Raw genomic sequence first — 19,068 nt, 5'->3', positions numbered from 1 at the left:
TAAATTTTTTTTATACATATTCGACAACAATTACATCTTTTTCCTATATAATAGTCTTTCAACCTATGTTAGAATAACACTAACTATACTAAAGATAAGACCATAATTTATTTAAAGTTATAGGGAGGGGTATTTTTATGAATTATAAAGTCGTATCTCTGACAATTATTTCTGCGTTTAGTCTATTAACAGCCTGTAGTGCTAATGAAGTTAACTCTAAAGAGCCACTATTACTAAGTGATAACAATTTAGTTCAATTAAGTGATATAGATGCCCGTGAACAGCTTACTGTTTTAAAAGATGGTCTATACTTCGCTGAAGATTCAACTTATTCAGAAGATGGATGGAAAAACACGGTAACCTTAGAGATTAAAGACGGCATCATCACCACCATTGAATTTAACTCAATTAATGAAACTGCAACTGAAGATAAACGCACTCTGTCACAAACAGATGAGTATCTTATGTCTGATGCAGATACTGAATCCTTAAAGTGGCACGAACAAATCGAAAAATTAGAATCATATATTATTAATAATCAAGATACTTCTGCTATCCAAACAACAGAAGATGGAAAAACTGATACTATTTCTGGTGTGACAATCTCAGTCACTCCATTTTTACAACTTATGAATACGGCTCTTGCAGACGGTCCAATTGAAAAAGGAAACTACCAAGATGGACATTATTATGCAGAGCAGGAAACATTTACAGATGGATATAAATATAATATTAACCTTATTGTTGAAAATGGCTACATTGTTGCAGCCCATTGGGATGCCATTAAAGAAGATGACAACTTAACAAGTGGACATTCAACAGAGGAAATTCAAAATTGGAATCACCAAGCTCAACTTTTGGAATCTTATCTTATTAACATCCAAGATCCAACCCTAATTACTTATAACGAAGATAATAAAACTGATGCTATCTCTGGCGTTACAATTGAAGTGAATCAATTTATTGAATTAGTCATTCAAGCCTTAGCAAGCGGACCAACAATCGATTAAAAAAAACGACAAGATTTCACAAAGTGAACATCTTGTCGTTTTTTTATGCTCTATATTGTGGTATCCTATTAAAGGACAATTATTGGAGGTTACATACTATGAAATATTTGAAATCCTTAATGCTAGTAGCCGTTTTACTCACAACAGGTTGCCAAGCAAAAGAACAAGTAGAAACACCTAACCAGAATCTAGGAACTGAACAAAAAAACTACGAACCTGTCTCGCAAAATAAATACTTACTAGGAACCATCGTTACGATTACCTTATACGATAATCCTGAACAAGAAATCTTTGATGAAATTTTCAATGCGATTGAGCAAATTGAAAAAGAAATGACCATTAATAATGCTACAACGAGTGAAGTAATCAGTATCAATCAACAAGCAGGAGTCGACTACGTTCCTGTTTCAAAACAAACATTCGATGTCATTAAAGCGGGAGTTTACTATTCGCAACTTGGAAATGGTAGCTTTGATATCACAGTCGGCCCTCTCGTTAAACTATGGGAAATTGGATTTGAAGATGCTCATGTTCCAAATAGTGATGAAATTGCACAAAGCTTAACTCATATCGATTATCATAAAGTGCTACTTGATGAAGAAAATTATGCTGTTAAACTAGAAGATAAAGGAATGCAACTCGACTTAGGTGGCATTGCAAAAGGATATGCAGCTGATGTCGCAGCCCAAATTCTAAAAGAACACGGAAATAAACAAGCCATCATCAATTTAGGTGGAAATGTCTATGCCTATGGTGAAAAAGCAAATGGAGACTCTTTTAGAATTGGAGTTCAAAATCCATTCTCTCCACGTGGTGACTACTTAGGAATTTTAAGTGTCAAAGATAAAACCGTTGTGACATCTGGAACATACGAACGCTACTTCCAACAAGATGGAAAGATTTATCACCACATCCTTGATCCTAAAACAGGCTATCCTGTAGAAAACAATCTAAAGTCAGTTACAATCGTCACAAAAAGTTCAATGTCTGCCGATGCTTTGTCAACTATGTCATTTGTACTAGGACTCGATGAAGGAATGAAGCTAATCGAATCTTTATCTGATGTGGAAGCCTTATTTATTACAGATGATCAAAAACTTTATGCCTCTTCAGGATTCTTAGCTAACTTTGAACTAACTGATACTAGTTTTGTTATCGAAACACTGAAATAATCATCCTATAAGGACTTTTTATCTCGTATAAAAGTCCTTTTTTTCATCCTTTTCTTTGATAACTTGGGCATGTGCCATAACCATTTAAGCTCTAGGTAATATACTATATTGTAATTGAATTACAATATGAAAGGATGTTATGATTTTTATGAATGGATATAATAGATGCTGTGGAATGATGTCTCCAATGAGAAAAGAATACCTTCAACCTCAAATGATGTATGCAATGCCTGCAACTCAACAAATGCCTGTTAAAACTGAAATGGTAAAAGTTCCAGAAACAAAAGAAACAAAATGTGAAACAAAAGTCCCTGTGATGCCTCAACCTCAAATGATGTGCCCAGCTCCAGTAATGCCTCAACCTCAAATGTGCCAAACACAAATGCAATGTTGCCCAATGCCTGTACATTATGAAACTTGCTGCCAAGTCATTGAACCAACTGTTTGCTGTATGCCAGAAGTACACCATCATCACCGTGTAGAACATGTGGTACCAGTCGTTGTTAAAACAGTTCATCACCATCACAATCACCATGATTATGTCATCTGTAAAGAAGAAGGAATGGAATGTCATCAATATGATCATGGTCTAAGAAATGAAGACTGGTGTGCCCTTGCCATGCAACCACAATGCCCTCAACAACCAAAACGCCCATTGTGCTAATCATTAAAATAAAATAAAAAAAAGAACGGTTTATCTCAAGCCGTTCTTTTTATCGTTGTAATAAAACTTTTTTAATAATAGACTTAAAGTACGTGACTTCCTTTTTCAATCGAAAAACGAATTAAATCAGATTCACTCCCCTTTTTAATCTCATATGACCTTAAAACTTTCCCCTCAAAGTGAAACACCCCAATAAAACGTTCACCGCGTAATACATACGGTAAAAAGACTTGATCACTTTCCCAAATATTTAACGATAACAACTGCTTTTCATCAATCCAACTCAAATCTCCTTCATTACACTCAATCAAATCCCCTTCAAAATCAATTGCCTTATATAGATACATCAATTCTTCCTCTCCATCAAAACTAGGAAAATAACAAACCCCTAGTAGCTCTGGATTCTTGATGATTAGCCCTGATTCCTCTAACACCTCTCGTCGTATCCCCTCGTATGCCGTTTCGCCTTCTTCTATCTTTCCGCCTAATCCATTCCACTTCCCTTCATGAAAATCATTTTCTTTCTTATTTCGGTACATCATTAAAACCTTTTTCTCATGAATTATATAACATAATGTTGTTTCTACCATTCTAATCAACCTCTTAATAATAAAAAAAGGAGGGAAATCCCTCCTTTAAAAAGTGTGTGTATGTATAGGTAAATTATTTAACTTCGTGAATGTGCATTAAGTTAGTGTTACCTTCACCAGCTGGTAATCCAGCAGTAACAACAGCAGTTTCTCCTGCTTCTAATCCAGCAACTTCTGTAGCTACAGTAGCAGCTGTTTTTAATAATTCATCAGTGTTAGCTGTTTCAGCAACAACAACTGGTTGAACTCCCCAGTATAATGCTAATGAAGTAGCTGTTTTTTCACATGAAGTAGCAGCGATTACTGGTGCAGATGGACGGTATTTAGAGATAGCACGAGCAGTAGCTCCTGATTGAGTGCAAGCGATAACTGCTTGAGCTCCTAAATCTTCTACAGTATCAGCAACAGCTAACCCCATAGCAGATGCTACGTCACGGCTTGAAGAAGCCATAGCGCGAGCGATGATTTCTTGGTGATCTAAAGCTTGCTCAGTACGACGAGCGATACGAGCCATTGTTTCAACAGCTTCTAATGGATATTGTCCAGCAGCAGATTCTCCTGATAACATGATTGCATCAGTTCCATCGAAGATTGCATTAGCAACGTCAGATACTTCTGCACGAGTTGGACGAGGATTTTTTTGCATAGACTCTAACATTTGAGTTGCAGTGATAACGATTTTTCCAGCAGCATTACATTTAGCAATGATTTCTTTTTGGATTAATGGTACATCTTCAGCAGGTACTTCTACCCCTAAATCTCCACGAGCAACCATGATTCCGTCAACAACTTCAAGGATTGAATCCATGTTGTCAACACCTTCTTGGTTTTCGATTTTAGCGATGATTTGTGTATGTGTATTTCCTTGCTCAGCAAAGATTTCACGGATAGCTAATACGTCTTCTGCACGACGAACGAATGATGCAGCGATGTAATCAACTTGCATTTCACATCCGAAGATCATGTCTGCACGGTCTTTTTCAGAAATGAATGGCATGTTTAATTTAGCACCTGGAACGTTGATTCCACGACGGTCTTTAACGAATGCAGAGTTTTTAACTGTACATACGATTTCTTGGTTAGCTTGATCTAATTCGTTAACTGTTAATTCAACATATCCATCATCAACTAAGATTGTTCCACCAACTTTAACGTCGTTGATTAATCCTGGGTAAGTGATAGAGAATTTTTCAGCTGTTCCTAATACTTCGTTCATAGCAACGCGTACAGTTTGACCAGCAACTAATTCAACTCCACCGTTTTCGAATAAGTGAGTACGGATTTCAGGTCCTTTAGTATCTAATAAGATAGCTACATGAGTTCCTTTTTCTTTATTGATTTCACGGATTAAATCCATACGATTTTTTTGCTCTGCATGATCACCGTGAGAGAAGTTACAACGGATACAGTTCATTCCTGCATCAACTAATTTTGATAACATCTCTTTTGGTTCTGATTTAGGACCAATTGTACAAATCATTTTAGTGTTTTTGAAAGATTGTTTCATTTCCTAGTTCGCTCCTTTGGGTATATTCAATAATCTTATGCCTATTTCAGTTGAAATAATTAAGATAATTGTTTAGCTAAATTGAACATTGTTTCATCGAATACACGTGGTAAATCAAGTGCTTCTAAGATATCAAAGTGAGTTAACTTGTTGTCACGAATTCCAACACAGCGTCCTCCTTCACCTGCGATTAATAAATCAACCGCATAAGCACCCATACGGCTTGCTAACACGCGATCAAATGCTGTTGGAGCCCCACCACGTTGAGTGTGTCCAAGAACAGTTGCACGAGTTTCAACACCAGTACGTTTTTCAATTTCTTTAGCTAATTCATGTGCATCTGTCATTAACTCAGCTAAAGTCACGATGTAATGTTTCTTTTGACGTTTTTTACCTTCTTCGATTTGGGCTACGATTTCATCCATGTTGATTCCTTTTTCAGGAACGATTAACTCTTCAGCTCCAGATGCAATAGCACCCCAAACTGTTAAGTCACCACAGTGACGTCCCATGATTTCAACAACGCTACAACGAGCGTGTGAAGCTGACGTATCACGTAAGCGATCAATGGCATCGATAACTGTGTTTAATGCAGTATCAAATCCAATTGTGAAATCACTGCTTACGATATCGTTATCAATTGTACCTGGTAATGCGATACAGTTGATTCCCATCTCTGTTAATTTTTTTGCTCCCATGTAAGAACCATCGCCACCGATAACAACAACTGCTTCGATACCATGTTTCTTTAATTGTTCTACACCTAGTTCACGAACTTCGATGTTTTTGAACTCTGGAAGACGTGCTGAACCTAAGAAAGTTCCACCACGGTTAATGATTCCACCAACCTCTGTATTCGTTAGAGGTTTAATATCACCTTTAACTAATCCAGCATATCCGTTGTAAATACCGAAAACTTCGATATTATTAGCGATTGCTGCGCGCACAACGGCACGAATGGCTGCATTCATACCCGGTGCATCTCCACCACTAGTAAGCACACCAATTCTTTTTACCATAGTGTTTCACCTCACACTAGAATTTTGATCATCATCCACTTAATGAAGATTATTCCTCCCATATTATATCAGTATTTTGTCTATTTATAAATCATTTCCGACCTGAAACTGTCATGAAATCGCTATTATTTTACTGAGATTAATATTTTTTTCACTATTTCTTATTGAAACACGTCCATTAATAACCACAATTTTCCCTAATAACGCTTTATATTCTGATTTATAAACATCAGAAAAAATAGTGACAGACACTGTTCCATTTTCATCAGAAATATCCATAAATGCCATCAGCTTTCCTTTTTTATCTCTAATTTCTCTAAATTTTTCCACAAATCCGACACACGTAATAGTTGAAACATTTAGGTGAATCAAATCACTCGGGAAATACCAACCCTTCTCCTTTGCCTGATCTCTCATTAAATGAATCGGATGAGAATTCAAATAAAAACCAAGCAATTCTTTTTCCCGCTTCATCTTCTCAGCTGATGACAACGTCTCCTTCATCATCATAATCTCAAAATCAGTCTCAAACAACCCGCCATCATATTTCGAAAAATCTAAGATCGCAGTTAAATTATGATGTAGAGTTGTCCGGTTATACCCAAACTCATCCATTGCTCCCACATCAATTAACCCCTCATAGGCACGTTGATTTAAAAAACTTCTTGTACGACTCACAAAATCATAAAAACTCTTATACAATCCCCGTTCACGCTCCGCCACAATTTGCCGAGCTAAATTCATCCCGATATGTTTAATCGGTAATAAACTAAATCGAATATTTTCATTTTCAATCTGATACATTAAACCACTACTATTAATTGACGGCGGTAACACTAAAATATCTAACTGTTTCGCCTCTTTTACATACTGTGCCGTATTACTTTCACTACCAATCACATTTGAAAGAGCCACCGTCATAAAATAACTTGGATAATGTCTCTTCAAATAAGCCATCTGATAAGCAATCATACTATACGCCACTGCGTGGCTTCGATTAAATCCATAATTTGCAAACTTCAAAATTAACTCATACAACTGGGTGGCAATCTCTTGGTGATAACCACGTTCTATTGCTTTCTCAACAAACGTCTTCTGTTCTCTCTCTAAAATTTCCTTCTTCTTTTTCGACACGGCACGTCTTAAAACATCAGCTTCTCCTAAAGAATAGCCTGATACCACATTCGCAATCTGCATAATCTGCTCTTGATAAACAATAATGCCATACGTTTTAGATAAGATATACTGTAAACTTGGATGATAGTATTCAATCGGCTGTTCATGATGCTTCCTTGCTGCAAATAACGGAATTCCTTCCATCGGTCCTGGTCGAAACAGGGCATTACAAGCAATAATATCCTCCAAACAATTAGGTCGAACCGCTCTTAATACCTGCCGCATTCCTTCTGATTCTAACTGGAAGACCCCCGTCGTTTGTCCCTGTGAAATCATTTCATATGTCTTTAAATCATCATATGGAATTTTATTAATATCAAACTCAGGTGCGACACTACTTTTAATTAAAGTCGTGATTTGTTGTAACATATTTAAATTTTTTAAACCTAAGAAATCCATCTTTAATAAACCAATCATCTCTAAATCTTCAGCTTCATACTGGGAGACATAAATGCCTGTTGGACCCTCCATAATCGCTGTATAATCTGTTAAATCATGATCGCTAATAATAACACCCGCTGCATGAATCGACGTATGACGTGGCAATCCCTCAATTTTTTCAGCCTCTTTATAAATAGCTTCAAGCTTTGGATAAGTGGAGAAAAAATCTCGTAATCCTTTTGTTTGCTCATAAATTTCTTTCAACGTACTTCCTGAATAAATAAAGCTCGCCACTTTATTAATTAAAGTCGTTTCCACCTGATGAACACGTGCTAAATCACGCCAGGCAGATCTAGACTGGAAAGTTCCAAACGTTGCAATCTGAACAACACAGTGACTCCCATACTTATTCTGTACATATTGAATCACTTCATCCCGTCGATTATCCTGAAAATCAATATCAATATCTGGCATTGTAATTCGTTCAGGATTTAAAAATCGCTCGAATAACAACTCATACTTGATCGGATCGACATTCGTAATACCTAAAACATACGCCACCAATGATCCCGCTGCTGAGCCACGACCAGGACCTACATAAATATCATGACTTTTCGCATAACGCACAAAATCCCAGACAATCAAGAAATAATCCGAAAATCCCATCTTATGAATGACCGATAACTCATACTTCAATCGATTAGCATACTCTAAATGGCCATAGCGTTTCTCAAGTCCCTTAAAACAAAGTGCCTCTAAATAAGAATCAGAAGATACCCCCTCAGGCGTTTGATACTTCGGCAATAACGATTGATGTAGTGGAATTTCTACCTCACAATCATTTGCAATCTGCTCAGTTTGCATCAAAGCGTTTGGTACATCTGCAAACAACTCTTTCATTTGACACTCACTCTTAAAATAACGCTCGTAATCAACAAGTGGCAACTCTTCTACCGATTGATTCTGCTTAATCGCCTGTAACAACGTTAACGTCTTGGCATCCTCTTTTTTCAAATACCTGACATCGTTGAGTGCCACAATCGGACGATTAACATTACTTGCAAAAGAAATCAAATGCTTTGACAACTCATATGTTCGTTGATTAACGCGCATCAGCCCGATATACAAATGCGGAATAGACTTCAAATATGACTCATAATATTGAAGCAAACGCTCCTCTTTGTATTCCTCAATTCCACTACAAAGCATCCCGTGCTCACCGCTTGTAATCACGACTAAATCCTGAACAAAGGGCAACACTTGCTCATAAAGAACAACACCTTCTTGCTTCGCAATAAAAGAGGCAATTTTTAAAAGCCCTTGGTACCCGCACTGATTACGCGCCAATATTACCCATTCATCAATAAATGAATCTCCCTGAACGTTAACACTCATTCCGATCAGCGGCTTAACATTCACACGCCGACAAGCATTATAAAACTTAATCGCACTATGCATGGTCCCCTCTTCAACTAAAGCTAAACAACTCATTTGATTTTCAAGTGCTAAATCAACAAGTTCTTTAATCTTAATTGAACTACTTAACAGTGAATAGGCTGACCGCACTTGCAAATGTACAAAACTCATACCGATCCCTACCTTTTCTCAAACCCAAACATACGTTTGAACTCATTCTAACATAGAAAAAGACCACTGGCAATTGTCAATAGTCTTTCCAAACATTTACTTTTTATACATTAAAATAGGATATACATGCCTCATCTAACGCTTTAATCACTGCATCACACTGTGACCATTCATAAATCATCGCACCAGATGCTTTAGGATGTCCTCCACCCTCAAAATTTTGAGCAACCGTATTAATAACCGGTCCATTTGAACGAATATTCACTCGAATCTTTCCATCCTCATTCTCAAAGAAGCAAACCCATACATGAATCCCTTCAATATTTGCCAACACGTTCACTAATGCGGAACGAGTTCCAGTTGTTAAACCAAATGATTCCTGCTCATCTTTTGTCATTGTAAAATAAGCAACGCCTTGTTCACTAACGTTAAAGTGACTTAACACAAACCCTTGTGCCTGAATAATATTTAAAGGACGCTTATACAGCTGATCATGAATTTGATTACGATTAATCCCACAATCATATAAAAAGGCTGCACACTCAAGAGTTGATGTTGTTGTATTATCATATAAGAAACGACCACTATCCGCAATAATTCCAGTATATAAACGCTCCGCTGAAATAAGTGGCATCGTTAATTGATACTGCTCCTGATTAGCTTTAAATAAATGCACAATAATTTCTGATGTAGCGGTTGCCGACGTATCTACATAATTTAAATCCGCATAATCTTCAACAACAGGATGATGATCAATTTTTATCATAAAGGCACCCGTTTTATAACGTGTATCATCAATACGTGGAGAATTCGCCGTATCTAAAACAATCACCAATGCCCCTTCATACTCCTCATCCTTTACCTCATCCATCTCTCCCATCCACTGTAACGATGGTTCTGTAAAGCCAAGCATCTTTACCACCTTATTTGGATAAGTTGACTTAATTAACGTTGCTAACCCAATTTGTGATCCTAACGCATCTGGATCTGGGCTTACATGACGATGAATCATAATCTTATCGTACTTCACAATTTCACTCCAAATTTGCTGCAACATAATTTCACCTCTTAAAGAATTTATTATTTAAATTATATCATAATGTTGTAAAATTCGACTGAAATTAGTCTGATATAAAAAAAGAGATTCTATCACTAGAATCTCTTTTTTTTCATTTACTATTTAACAAATGCGTAAGTATCTTTTGCAATCATTAACTCTTCATTTGTTGGAATAGCGAATACTTTAATTTTTGAATCTGCTGTTGAAATTAAAGCTTCTTCTCCCATGACATTATTAGCAGCTTCATCTAATGTAATTCCTAAAGCTCCTAAACGTTCAACAACTGCTTTACGAACTGGAATAGAGTTTTCACCGATACCAGCTGTAAAGACAATCGCATCAACTCCACCTAAATATACAAAGTAAGAACCGATGTAGTCACAGATACGTTTAACATATAAGTTAAACGCAATAATTCCACGCTCATTACCTTCAGATACTAATTTTAAGATATCACGCATATCTGAAGATGCTCCAGATACTCCGTATAATCCTGACTCTTTATTTAATGCATTAACCGCTTGGTCAATTGTTAAATTTTCTTTTTCCATAATGAATGGTAAAATCGCTGGATCAATATCTCCAGAACGAGTTCCCATCATGATTCCCGCAAGTGGAGTGAATCCCATTGTTGTATCAACAGATTGTCCACCTTTAACAGCTGCTAAAGACCCACCGTTTCCGATATGAACTGTGATAATTTTAGTTTCAGCTAATGGTTTTTCTAATAACTCAGCGCAACGCTCTGCAACGAATTGATGAGATGTTCCGTGGAATCCGTATTTACGAATTGCATAGTCTTGATACCACTCGTATTTTACTGGATATAAATAAGCATCTTTATCCATTGTTTGATGGAATGCTGTATCAAATACTGCAACTGAAACAGCATGTGGTAATTCTTTCATAAATGCTTTAATTCCTAATGCATTTGCTGGGTTGTGAAGAGGTGCTAATTCTGATAAAGCTTCGATATCAGCTAACACTTCAGGTGTCACAACGACTGAGTGACCGAATTTTTCTCCACCGTGAACTACGCGGTGTCCAACTCCACTAATTTCATCGTAAGATGCTACGATATTATGTTCAAGTAACGCTTCTAATAATAATTGAACCGCTACGCTATGATCTTTAATTGGTAATACTTTTTCAACTTTTTCATCTTCAAATTTAATACTGAAGATTGCATCCTCAAATCCAATACGCTCAACTAAACCTTTTGTAATAACGGTTTGTGCAGGCATCTCTAATAATTGAAATTTTAATGATGAACTTCCGGCATTTACTGATAAAATTTTAGTCATGACTATTCCCTCCACTTTTACTTATTAAGTTTGATCCAATTATCAATACGATTTAAAGTTTGACCAAATTTTTCTCTATCATTAAAGCTTGGTAATTGGGCTACTAACACTTCTTTAATCGGTTGAATTGCTTCACCGTTTTTTTGAATGATAAATAAACTCTTACCTAACTCATGACTTTTAAACATTGATGATGGCAATTGTAATAATGCCTGAATATTGGCCTGTGATGTCAGCATCTGATGAAACTCAGTTGAACCTTTTTGACTAAATAAATCATTTGGAATGACATAAAAAGCATAACCACCTGGTTTTAAATACTTGAGATGATTTTCAATTAATAAATAAGGTAAATACGTTACCTGCTTACTCACTAATGATAACTCCAAGTCAACTAACTCTGATGAGTCTACTACTTCTCCAGTCGGTAAATCTCCAACAATTAAATCTAGTGGCTCAACTAACATCGGCTTTAATGAACTTTGTTGATAGAACTGAACCGCATGCTCTTGCATATCAGAAAGCGTGTATGCAATTTGTAACAAATCTTTATCAACATCTACTCCATAAATCGCCTGAGGCTCCACATCAATCTGATTTAAAATGGCTGTTAAAAAGTTTCCTGTTCCCACTGTTAAATCAGCGACAGTCATCTCTTTAGCACTTGGAATAAATTTTGAAATTAAATAAGACACCATTAAGGCAATCGAATCTGGAGTCATTACCGCGTTCGTTACACGCTCGGCTTTTAATCCCTTCAAAATAGCTAACTGAAGAGCTTTTCTTATTTCCTCTTGAGTAAACTCTAATTCCTCTAAATCAGAATACTGCTTCTCTAATGCCTGTCTAATTTCCTCGTTAACTGATTGACTTACATCTTGTGACATAATATTTCCACAAGATTCACACATGGCTTGTAAATAATTCATTTTCAACTCGGAACTGATGATCATCGACGTTTCATCGACAAGATCAAATAGTTGTTCAATTACTTCAGGTCTTGGCACTAAACATCACCTCTTCATGATATACAAATTGATTTTACTACAACTTTTATTGAATGTCACTCACTAAACCAAAAAATGTTATAACGTTTACTTTTTTACTTGAACATTATAAAAAGCTTCACAACCTTACCTAGCTCTATCATTTTTTTCATCCCCCTTAATTCATCTAGATGTTTTAACAAAAAAAAACGAGTAAATGATTTACTCGCCTTTTTTTGAATCTTTATCAAATTCGTTCATAATACTATTGACTGTTTTAGGTACTTGTTCAAGAAGACGTTCATATAAATGTGTACGTTCCTCAAGATGTTTGATTTCAACACCTTGTTGATTTACCACTAAAAAGGCAATAGGCGTAATTGAAACTCCTCCACCACTACCTCCACCAAATGGAGGATTTTGATCAGAATTTGTATTCGTAGTGGATTCAAATTCACTACCTCCTGCTGCGAATCCAAATGCAACTTTAGAAATTGGAATAATCGTGTCTCCGCTCTCTGTGTTAACAGGATTTCCAACAATCGTATCTACATCAACCATTTGTTTTATATTTTCCATTGAAATTTTCATTAAATTATGAATTGGATGCTCACCCATACTATAAATCCTCCTCTTTACGAATTAGTTTTAAAATTGTCATTAAATCTCTAAAAGACGTTAATAAGACAACTATAATATCGACTAATTTAAATGAGACTATGCACGTAAAATCAACAAAAATACGATTTCCACTAAATTGGCTCAAAACATCAAAGTGATAGTGGTCAACTTTCTTGACATAACGACTAATAAATCCATAAACATTAGCTTGCATGGCCCAAAGACTACCGAGTAAGCACCCATTTAACATCGGATCATCTACACTAAAATGAATCACTGAATCCAACTGATGCACCCTAATCTTTTTCGTAAAGCGCACAAGCACTCGTTTACCCGTTTTAAATAACAATTTAAACTTCCTAATCATCTGCCTTAATTTTGGGCGACTCACTTTTTCCTGCGTTTTTTCAACTCGCTTCTTTTTCTTAACTCGTTTCACCTTTATCTTGGGCTTCTCATCTAACTCCATGGAATCTTCAATGACTTTCTGTTCAACCGTTTTCGTTTTAACAACGACTTCTTCCTTTTTCACTGTAACCTCATCTTTCATTTTATCAGCTGATAGCTCAGCGTTTTTCTCTAGCTCTTTCATCATCGGATTTAAATCCATCTTATATTTAAAAAACAAATATTTCACTTGTACAAAACGAGACTCATCTTGAAAAACAACTCGAATCTTAATCTTTACAAAAATAAGTAAGATAAATAGACACAGTAAAAATAACAAAAAATAACCAATCCATCTCATTACAGTAGTCCCCTTAATCTCAATCTTTACTCTTATTATGTAAAAAATATTCATTCCTTATTCTTTCAAGACAAAAAAAATCTGCCGCCATTAGCGACAGACCCCCTCTACTCCACAATATTTAACTGATACGCTTTAAACCAAACATGAAATTGATACAAATAAGCAATAAGCTGCGGCTGTGTCATCAGTTGTCCAAACCAAGGTCTTGTAATAATCTCATCATCTGAATTAGCTAAAGCCCATAACTTATTCTCGTCAAAAATCTCATGCAAAATAGACGTTTCATCACTCAACGCTTCTCTTAACAAAGCTTGGACAATCGCTGTGTAATGAGGATTATGTGTTTTTGGATACGGGTTTTTTTTTCGATACAACACTTCATTTGGTAAAATTCCTTCCATCGCTTTTCTTAACAAGCCTTTTTCTTCATTCCCATAGAACTTCATATCCCAAGGCACATTATAAAGATATTCCATAATTCGATGATCCGCAAATGGCACACGAACTTCAAGACTCGCTCCCATACTCATACGATCTTTACGATCAAGCAATGTCGTCATAAACCATTTAATATTTAAATAAGTCAATTGTCGTTTCTCATTATTCAAAGCACTATCGCCTTCTACAATATCTGCCTGTGCAATGGACTCATTAAAACGATCTGTTGCATAACCGACTAAATTCAATTTTTCTTGCCACTCTGGTTTTAACAACGTATTACGAATTGCTAAATCACGAAGCCATGGAAACATCCCATTCATTGGTTCACGATAAAACCAAGGATATCCTCCAAAAATTTCATCGGCACATTCACCTGACAAACCAACCGTAAAATCTTTTTTAATCTCTTTACAAAACCAATGTAACGATGAATCTACATCCGCCATCCCTGGCATATCACGTAATAAAACAGCATCTTTTAAAGCATCCGCTAAATCTTGATTTGTAATGACACAATAATGGTGATTCGTATGAAAACGATCAGACATCAACTTAATAAAATCATTATCTTCAGATACCGTAAAAGCCGTTTTTTGAAAATACTTTCTATTATCTTCATAATCAATTGAAAAGGTATGAAGATTTTTCATCTCATTTGCTGCAATAGCTGTAATGATTGAAGAATCAAGTCCTCCTGATAAAAAGGTACAAAGTGGCACATCAGAAACCAGTTGTCGTTTAATTGCATCTACTAAAATTTCACGTGTTTTTTCAACAGTTGTTTCAAAATCATCTGTATGTTCTTTTGCGACTAAATCCCAGTATTTCGTAATTTTAATACCCCCTGATTTAACCACCATATAATGACCTGGTTTTAACTCTTTGATCCCTTTAAATAATCCGTTTCCTGGCGTATGAGAAGGCCCAACACCTAATAACTCTTGAAATCCTTCAATGGTCACTTCATTTTTTTGCGTATAGTGTAAAATTTGCTTTTGCTCAGACGCTACAATAATTCCATCTGGTAACAAAGAATAATAAAGCGGCTTAACACCAGCACGGTCTCTCGCCACATATAATGTTTGCTCTTTAGAATTCCATACGGCAAAAGCATAAATCCCATTTAGCTTTTCAACTACTTTTTCGCCAAAGCAGACATACGCCTTTAACAAAACCTCAGTATCTGAATGTCCTTTAAAAGTATAGCCTAAAGCTTTTAACTCCTCGCGAATCTCTTCGGTATTATATAACTCACCGTTATAAACCATCGTATAATGATGAAATGACATCGGCTGTTTCCCTTGCTCAATATCAACGACCGATAAGCGACGATGCCCTAAAAAGACATGTTTCCCATAAAACATCCCCCCTTCATCTGGCCCTCGATGAAAAACAGCTTGTACACAACTCATGTCATAAGGTGTTTTCATCTCAATTTGTTTATAATTTACTACCCCAAATAATCCACACATATCATAACCACCTCTTCTAAATTCTCCTTTTTTGGAATTAAATGGAAATTATTGTTCACGACATATACTATGTCAAAACTCCTCATCTTGAAACAAATTTTCTTATCTGATAACATAAATTTATCGAATACAGAAAGGACGTCTTCCATGAAAAAACTCATGATCAAATTCATACAATTTTATCAAAAATACATCTCCCCACTTTCTCCCCCCAACTGCCGATACTATCCTACCTGTTCTCACTACGCCATCGAAGCCATCGAAAAACACGGTGTCCTAAAAGGAGGCTACCTAGCCTTTAAACGCATTTTACGTTGTAATCCTTGGGGAAGCCTTGGTTACGATCCTGTTCCAGAAAAAAAATCATGTCACTGTCATAAGCATCAAAAATAAAACAAAAAAACTTTAACATAGCACATCAAATCCTTTTTAAAATCAAAACGCTGTGAATCATTATCTTTACTCATTGACACCCTAAAATCCGCTTGCTATAATGTGAAACGATATGAACTAATAAACAATCTTTTATGGGGGCTTAACATGGATCTAATCACATTCTTTGAATATATCGGACTCTTCGTATTTGCCGCATCCGGTGCGATGTGTGCTATCGAAAAAAAAATGGACTTCTTTGGAATCCTAACACTTGCAACCGTCACAGCTATCGGTGGAGGAGTTATACGTGATGTTGTAACAGATATCGGAGTACCTGTGTTCTTTTCAAAATACGAATACATGCTAACCATTCTCATCTCAACCATTCTTGTTATCTGCTTACGAGGACGTATCAAATGGCAGACCTCTTTTCTCATTCTAGATGCCATCGGATTATCCGTTTTTACTATTGCAGCCGGAATGAAAGCCATCGATCTCAACTATAACTTCATGACCTTCCTCTTCGTATCAGTTATTACAGCTGTTGGTGGTGGTGTGATTCGTGACATCTTAGCACAAGAAGTCCCAAGTATTTTAAAACATGAAATTTATGCCGTTGCATCCTTAATTGGGGCCATCTGCTTTTGGTTCTTACACCCTTATCTCGGTATAATGATTAGTGCTTACTTATGTCTTTCAATCATCTTTATCATTCGTTTAGTCACAATCCATTATCAAATGCATCTTCCTTACATCGAAGAAGGTAAAATATACTTAAAGAAAACCCAAGCATCTTAATGCTTGGGTTTTTCTTTTCATCAAAAACAAGGTATAATGAAAGATATAAATTTTATAGAAACCGTGGTGAGACACATTGAATCTAATGACAATTGAGAATATAAGTAAAAGCTACTCAGTCAAAACATTAATCGATAACATTTCATTTGGAATTAGTGAAGGGGAAAAAATCGGAATTATTGGGGTTAATGGAACTGGAAAATCAACCCTTTTAAAAATTATTGCCGGTATTGAAAACCCTGAAACAGGCCGCATTACAAAAGGCAATCGCGTCCGAATCGAATATTTATCACAAAATCCTGAATTTCATGATGAAGCAACTGTTCTTGAACAAGTCTTTAAAGGAAATTCACCTGAAATGACATTACTTCGCGACTATCAAGAAACACTTGACGAACTTCAACAAAACTACAATGAATCATTAAACGAACGTTTATTAAAACTACAAGATCAAATCGATCGCTTAAATCTATGGGATTTGGAGAGTGAAGCCAAATCAGTTTTAACAAAACTAGGAATCACAAACTTTTCACAAAAAGTCAAACACCTATCTGGGGGACAAAAAAAACGCGTCGCTTTAGCATCAGCACTCATTACACCATCAGAACTTCTCATTTTAGATGAGCCGACCAACCATCTAGACAATGACACCATCGGCATGTTAGAAGACTACTTAAACAGTCGTAAAGGTGCCCTTTTAATGATCACTCATGACCGTTACTTTTTAGATCGCGTTACAAACCGAATTCTAGAACTAGATAAGGGGCGACTATATAGCTATGATGGAAACTATTCTGTCTTCCTTGAAAAGAAAATGGAACGCCTTCAACTAGAAGCCGCCATGGAAGATAAACGCCAAAACCTCCTTCGAAAAGAATTAGCTTGGGTTCGTCGAGGAGCACAGGCACGTTCGACTAAACAAAAAGCTCGTCTTCAACGTTTTGAAGACTTAAGCAACCAAGAAAAATTTACGCCACAGGGTAATCTTGATATTTCAGTCGCTTCAACACGCCTTGGTAAAAAAATCATGGAATTCAATCATGTTGCAAAATTCTATGGTGACCGCTGTATGATTCGTGACTTAGATTACACTCTAACTCGTACTGATCGTATCGGAATTGTGGGACCAAACGGAATCGGAAAATCAACATTAATTAATCTAATCCGTGGAAAAATCAAGCCTGACTCAGGATTCATTGATATCGGTGAAACCGTTAAAATTGGATGCTTCGCACAAGAAAGCGAAGAAATGAATCCAACAATGAGAGCCATTGACTACATTAAAGAAAATAGTGATTACATTGAAACAGGCGATGGAACACGCATCACTGCCTCTCAAATGTGTGAACGCTTCTTATTCGATGGACATCTTCAGTATTCACAAATTGGTACCCTATCGGGTGGAGAGCGCCGACGTCTATACTTACTTCGTATTTTAATGGATGCACCTAACGTTCTACTATTAGATGAACCTACCAATGACTTAGATATCGATACGCTAAGACGTTTAGAAGATTATTTAGATGATTTTAATGGAATCGTTATCACAGTTTCCCATGATCGCTACTTCCTAGATCGAATCTGTAATAAAATATTTGCTTATGAAGGGAATGGTGATATTACTATCTACACTGGAAACTATAGTGATTATCTCATTTTCAAAGAAGCAAAAACTCAACTTGAGGAAACCGCCATTACAGAATTAAAATCAAAAGAAACAACGAAAGCCAAGCCACGTCTTGAGAAAAAACTTAAATTCACGTTTGCTGAACAAAAAGAATTCGAAACAATCGATGATGAAATCGCAACCTTAGAGGAGCAAATCTCAACTCTAGATGAACAACTCATCGAATTTGCAACTGACTACGTTAAACTTCAAGATATCATGAATGAAAAAACATTAGTCGAAGAACAACTGACCTATAAATATGAACGTTGGGAATATTTAAACCAATTAGCAGAAGAAATCGAAAACTCAAAAAAATAAAAAAAAGCTCGACCGATTTGGTCGAGTTTTTTTTATAAACTAAAGAATGTTGTAAATAATTTAACCGTAAAATCATGATCTTCAACTGATGCTAATTCACGAATCGAGTGCATCCCTAAAAGTGGAGCCCCCATATCAATCACAGGAATATTTAATCGAGAAGCCGT

16 protein-coding genes and 1 pseudogene are annotated in these 19,068 nt (G+C 36.1%); 6 read left to right on the top strand and 11 right to left on the bottom strand.

Going from position 1 to position 19,068, the window contains the following annotated elements; all coding sequences use genetic code 11:
* The first annotated feature begins 137 nt into the window (after positions 1-137).
* From J6D32_RS08740 to J6D32_RS08730, 3 genes are all read left to right on the top strand, one after another.
* A complete protein-coding gene (locus tag J6D32_RS08740) occupies positions 138-1,010 on the top strand; it encodes an FMN-binding protein (RefSeq protein ID WP_009607451.1) in 873 nt (290 codons plus the stop codon).
* Between the two features lie 98 nt (positions 1,011-1,108).
* Positions 1,109-2,182 (top strand): FAD:protein FMN transferase, encoded by a 1,074-nt coding sequence (locus tag J6D32_RS08735; protein WP_006785157.1) that lies wholly within the window; start codon positions 1,109-1,111, stop codon positions 2,180-2,182.
* A 148-nt stretch (positions 2,183-2,330) separates the two neighbouring features.
* The gene (locus J6D32_RS08730; protein WP_006785156.1) at positions 2,331-2,846 is read left to right on the top strand and encodes a hypothetical protein; all 516 of its coding nucleotides are present in this window, start codon (positions 2,331-2,333) and stop codon (positions 2,844-2,846) included.
* A gap of 83 nt (positions 2,847-2,929) precedes the next feature.
* Here J6D32_RS08730 and J6D32_RS08725 read toward each other — a convergent pair whose 3' ends face one another.
* The 10 genes from J6D32_RS08725 to asnB all read right to left on the bottom strand — a co-directional run bounded on the left by J6D32_RS08725 (position 2,930) and on the right by asnB (position 15,741).
* Positions 2,930-3,436: an NUDIX hydrolase gene (locus J6D32_RS08725; protein ID WP_006785155.1), complete on the bottom strand. Its 507-nt coding sequence runs from the start codon at positions 3,434-3,436 to the stop codon at positions 2,930-2,932.
* A gap of 73 nt (positions 3,437-3,509) precedes the next feature.
* A complete protein-coding gene (gene pyk / locus J6D32_RS08720) occupies positions 3,510-4,943 on the bottom strand; it encodes a pyruvate kinase (RefSeq protein WP_287467561.1) in 1,434 nt (477 codons plus the stop codon).
* A 59-nt stretch (positions 4,944-5,002) separates the two neighbouring features.
* Positions 5,003-5,962: a 6-phosphofructokinase gene (pfkA, locus tag J6D32_RS08715; protein ID WP_006785153.1), complete on the bottom strand. Its 960-nt coding sequence runs from the start codon at positions 5,960-5,962 to the stop codon at positions 5,003-5,005.
* 111 nt (positions 5,963-6,073) lie between these two features.
* Positions 6,074-9,106 (bottom strand): DNA polymerase III subunit alpha, encoded by a 3,033-nt coding sequence (dnaE, locus tag J6D32_RS08710; RefSeq protein WP_006785152.1) that lies wholly within the window; start codon positions 9,104-9,106, stop codon positions 6,074-6,076.
* A gap of 103 nt (positions 9,107-9,209) precedes the next feature.
* Complete coding sequence (locus J6D32_RS08705; RefSeq protein ID WP_006785151.1) at positions 9,210-10,163, bottom strand: DHH family phosphoesterase; 954 nt, start codon at positions 10,161-10,163, stop codon at positions 9,210-9,212.
* Between the two features lie 119 nt (positions 10,164-10,282).
* Positions 10,283-11,470 (bottom strand): acetate/propionate family kinase, encoded by a 1,188-nt coding sequence (locus J6D32_RS08700; protein ID WP_006785150.1) that lies wholly within the window; start codon positions 11,468-11,470, stop codon positions 10,283-10,285.
* Between the two features lie 17 nt (positions 11,471-11,487).
* On the bottom strand, positions 11,488-12,477 hold the full coding sequence (locus J6D32_RS08695; protein WP_006785149.1) for a class I SAM-dependent methyltransferase: 990 nt from the start codon (positions 12,475-12,477) through the stop codon (positions 11,488-11,490).
* A 201-nt stretch (positions 12,478-12,678) separates the two neighbouring features.
* Positions 12,679-13,074 (bottom strand): GerW family sporulation protein, encoded by a 396-nt coding sequence (gene ytfJ / locus J6D32_RS08690; protein WP_006785148.1) that lies wholly within the window; start codon positions 13,072-13,074, stop codon positions 12,679-12,681.
* 1 nt (position 13,075) lies between these two features.
* Positions 13,076-13,825: a DUF2953 domain-containing protein gene (locus tag J6D32_RS08685; protein WP_006785147.1), complete on the bottom strand. Its 750-nt coding sequence runs from the start codon at positions 13,823-13,825 to the stop codon at positions 13,076-13,078.
* A 107-nt stretch (positions 13,826-13,932) separates the two neighbouring features.
* Positions 13,933-15,741 (bottom strand): asparagine synthase (glutamine-hydrolyzing), encoded by a 1,809-nt coding sequence (asnB, locus tag J6D32_RS08680; protein WP_006785146.1) that lies wholly within the window; start codon positions 15,739-15,741, stop codon positions 13,933-13,935.
* 69 nt (positions 15,742-15,810) lie between these two features.
* Here asnB and yidD point away from each other — a divergent pair, with 69 nt between their 5' ends.
* The 3 genes from yidD (at position 15,811) to J6D32_RS08665 (ending at position 18,901) form a co-directional block, all read left to right on the top strand.
* Positions 15,811-16,134 carry a membrane protein insertion efficiency factor YidD gene (gene yidD / locus J6D32_RS08675; RefSeq protein WP_081448238.1) on the top strand — a complete coding sequence of 108 codons (324 nt, stop codon included), beginning with the start codon at positions 15,811-15,813 and terminating at the stop codon, positions 16,132-16,134.
* Between the two features lie 147 nt (positions 16,135-16,281).
* Positions 16,282-16,914 carry a trimeric intracellular cation channel family protein gene (locus tag J6D32_RS08670; RefSeq protein ID WP_006785144.1) on the top strand — a complete coding sequence of 211 codons (633 nt, stop codon included), beginning with the start codon at positions 16,282-16,284 and terminating at the stop codon, positions 16,912-16,914.
* Positions 16,915-16,999: 85 nt separating this feature from the next.
* Complete coding sequence (locus tag J6D32_RS08665; RefSeq protein WP_229040177.1) at positions 17,000-18,901, top strand: ABC-F family ATP-binding cassette domain-containing protein; 1,902 nt, start codon at positions 17,000-17,002, stop codon at positions 18,899-18,901.
* A gap of 32 nt (positions 18,902-18,933) precedes the next feature.
* On the opposite strand, the pseudogene J6D32_RS08660 reads toward J6D32_RS08665, so the two are convergent.
* Positions 18,934-19,068 (bottom strand): annotated as a pseudogene (locus J6D32_RS08660) (M18 family aminopeptidase); the annotation flags it as partial.

Origin of the sequence: Turicibacter sp. (genome assembly GCF_017941855.1) — a bacterium.
In the GTDB taxonomy this organism is placed as follows: domain Bacteria; phylum Bacillota_I; class Bacilli_A; order MOL361; family Turicibacteraceae; genus Turicibacter; species Turicibacter sanguinis.
This window is presented reverse-complemented; position numbering and strand designations above follow the sequence as displayed.

What these genes read in the sequence shown, in the direction of transcription:
- J6D32_RS08740 (WP_009607451.1), top strand. Translation starts at nt 138, where the DNA reads ATGAATTATAAAGTCGTATCTCTGACAATTATTTCTGCGTTTAGTCTA.
- J6D32_RS08735 (WP_006785157.1), top strand. Translation starts at nt 1,109, where the DNA reads ATGAAATATTTGAAATCCTTAATGCTAGTAGCCGTTTTACTCACAACA.
- J6D32_RS08730 (WP_006785156.1), top strand. Translation starts at nt 2,331, where the DNA reads ATGAATGGATATAATAGATGCTGTGGAATGATGTCTCCAATGAGAAAA.
- J6D32_RS08725 (WP_006785155.1), bottom strand. Translation starts at nt 3,436, where the DNA reads ATGGTAGAAACAACATTATGTTATATAATTCATGAGAAAAAGGTTTTA.
- pyk (WP_287467561.1), bottom strand. Translation starts at nt 4,943, where the DNA reads ATGAAACAATCTTTCAAAAACACTAAAATGATTTGTACAATTGGTCCT.
- pfkA (WP_006785153.1), bottom strand. Translation starts at nt 5,962, where the DNA reads ATGGTAAAAAGAATTGGTGTGCTTACTAGTGGTGGAGATGCACCGGGT.
- dnaE (WP_006785152.1), bottom strand. Translation starts at nt 9,106, where the DNA reads ATGAGTTTTGTACATTTGCAAGTGCGGTCAGCCTATTCACTGTTAAGT.
- J6D32_RS08705 (WP_006785151.1), bottom strand. Translation starts at nt 10,163, where the DNA reads ATGTTGCAGCAAATTTGGAGTGAAATTGTGAAGTACGATAAGATTATG.
- J6D32_RS08700 (WP_006785150.1), bottom strand. Translation starts at nt 11,470, where the DNA reads ATGACTAAAATTTTATCAGTAAATGCCGGAAGTTCATCATTAAAATTT.
- ytfJ (WP_006785148.1), bottom strand. Translation starts at nt 13,074, where the DNA reads ATGGGTGAGCATCCAATTCATAATTTAATGAAAATTTCAATGGAAAAT.
- J6D32_RS08685 (WP_006785147.1), bottom strand. Translation starts at nt 13,825, where the DNA reads ATGAGATGGATTGGTTATTTTTTGTTATTTTTACTGTGTCTATTTATC.
- asnB (WP_006785146.1), bottom strand. Translation starts at nt 15,741, where the DNA reads ATGTGTGGATTATTTGGGGTAGTAAATTATAAACAAATTGAGATGAAA.
- yidD (WP_081448238.1), top strand. Translation starts at nt 15,811, where the DNA reads ATGTCAAAACTCCTCATCTTGAAACAAATTTTCTTATCTGATAACATA.
- J6D32_RS08670 (WP_006785144.1), top strand. Translation starts at nt 16,282, where the DNA reads ATGGATCTAATCACATTCTTTGAATATATCGGACTCTTCGTATTTGCC.
- J6D32_RS08665 (WP_229040177.1), top strand. Translation starts at nt 17,000, where the DNA reads ATGACAATTGAGAATATAAGTAAAAGCTACTCAGTCAAAACATTAATC.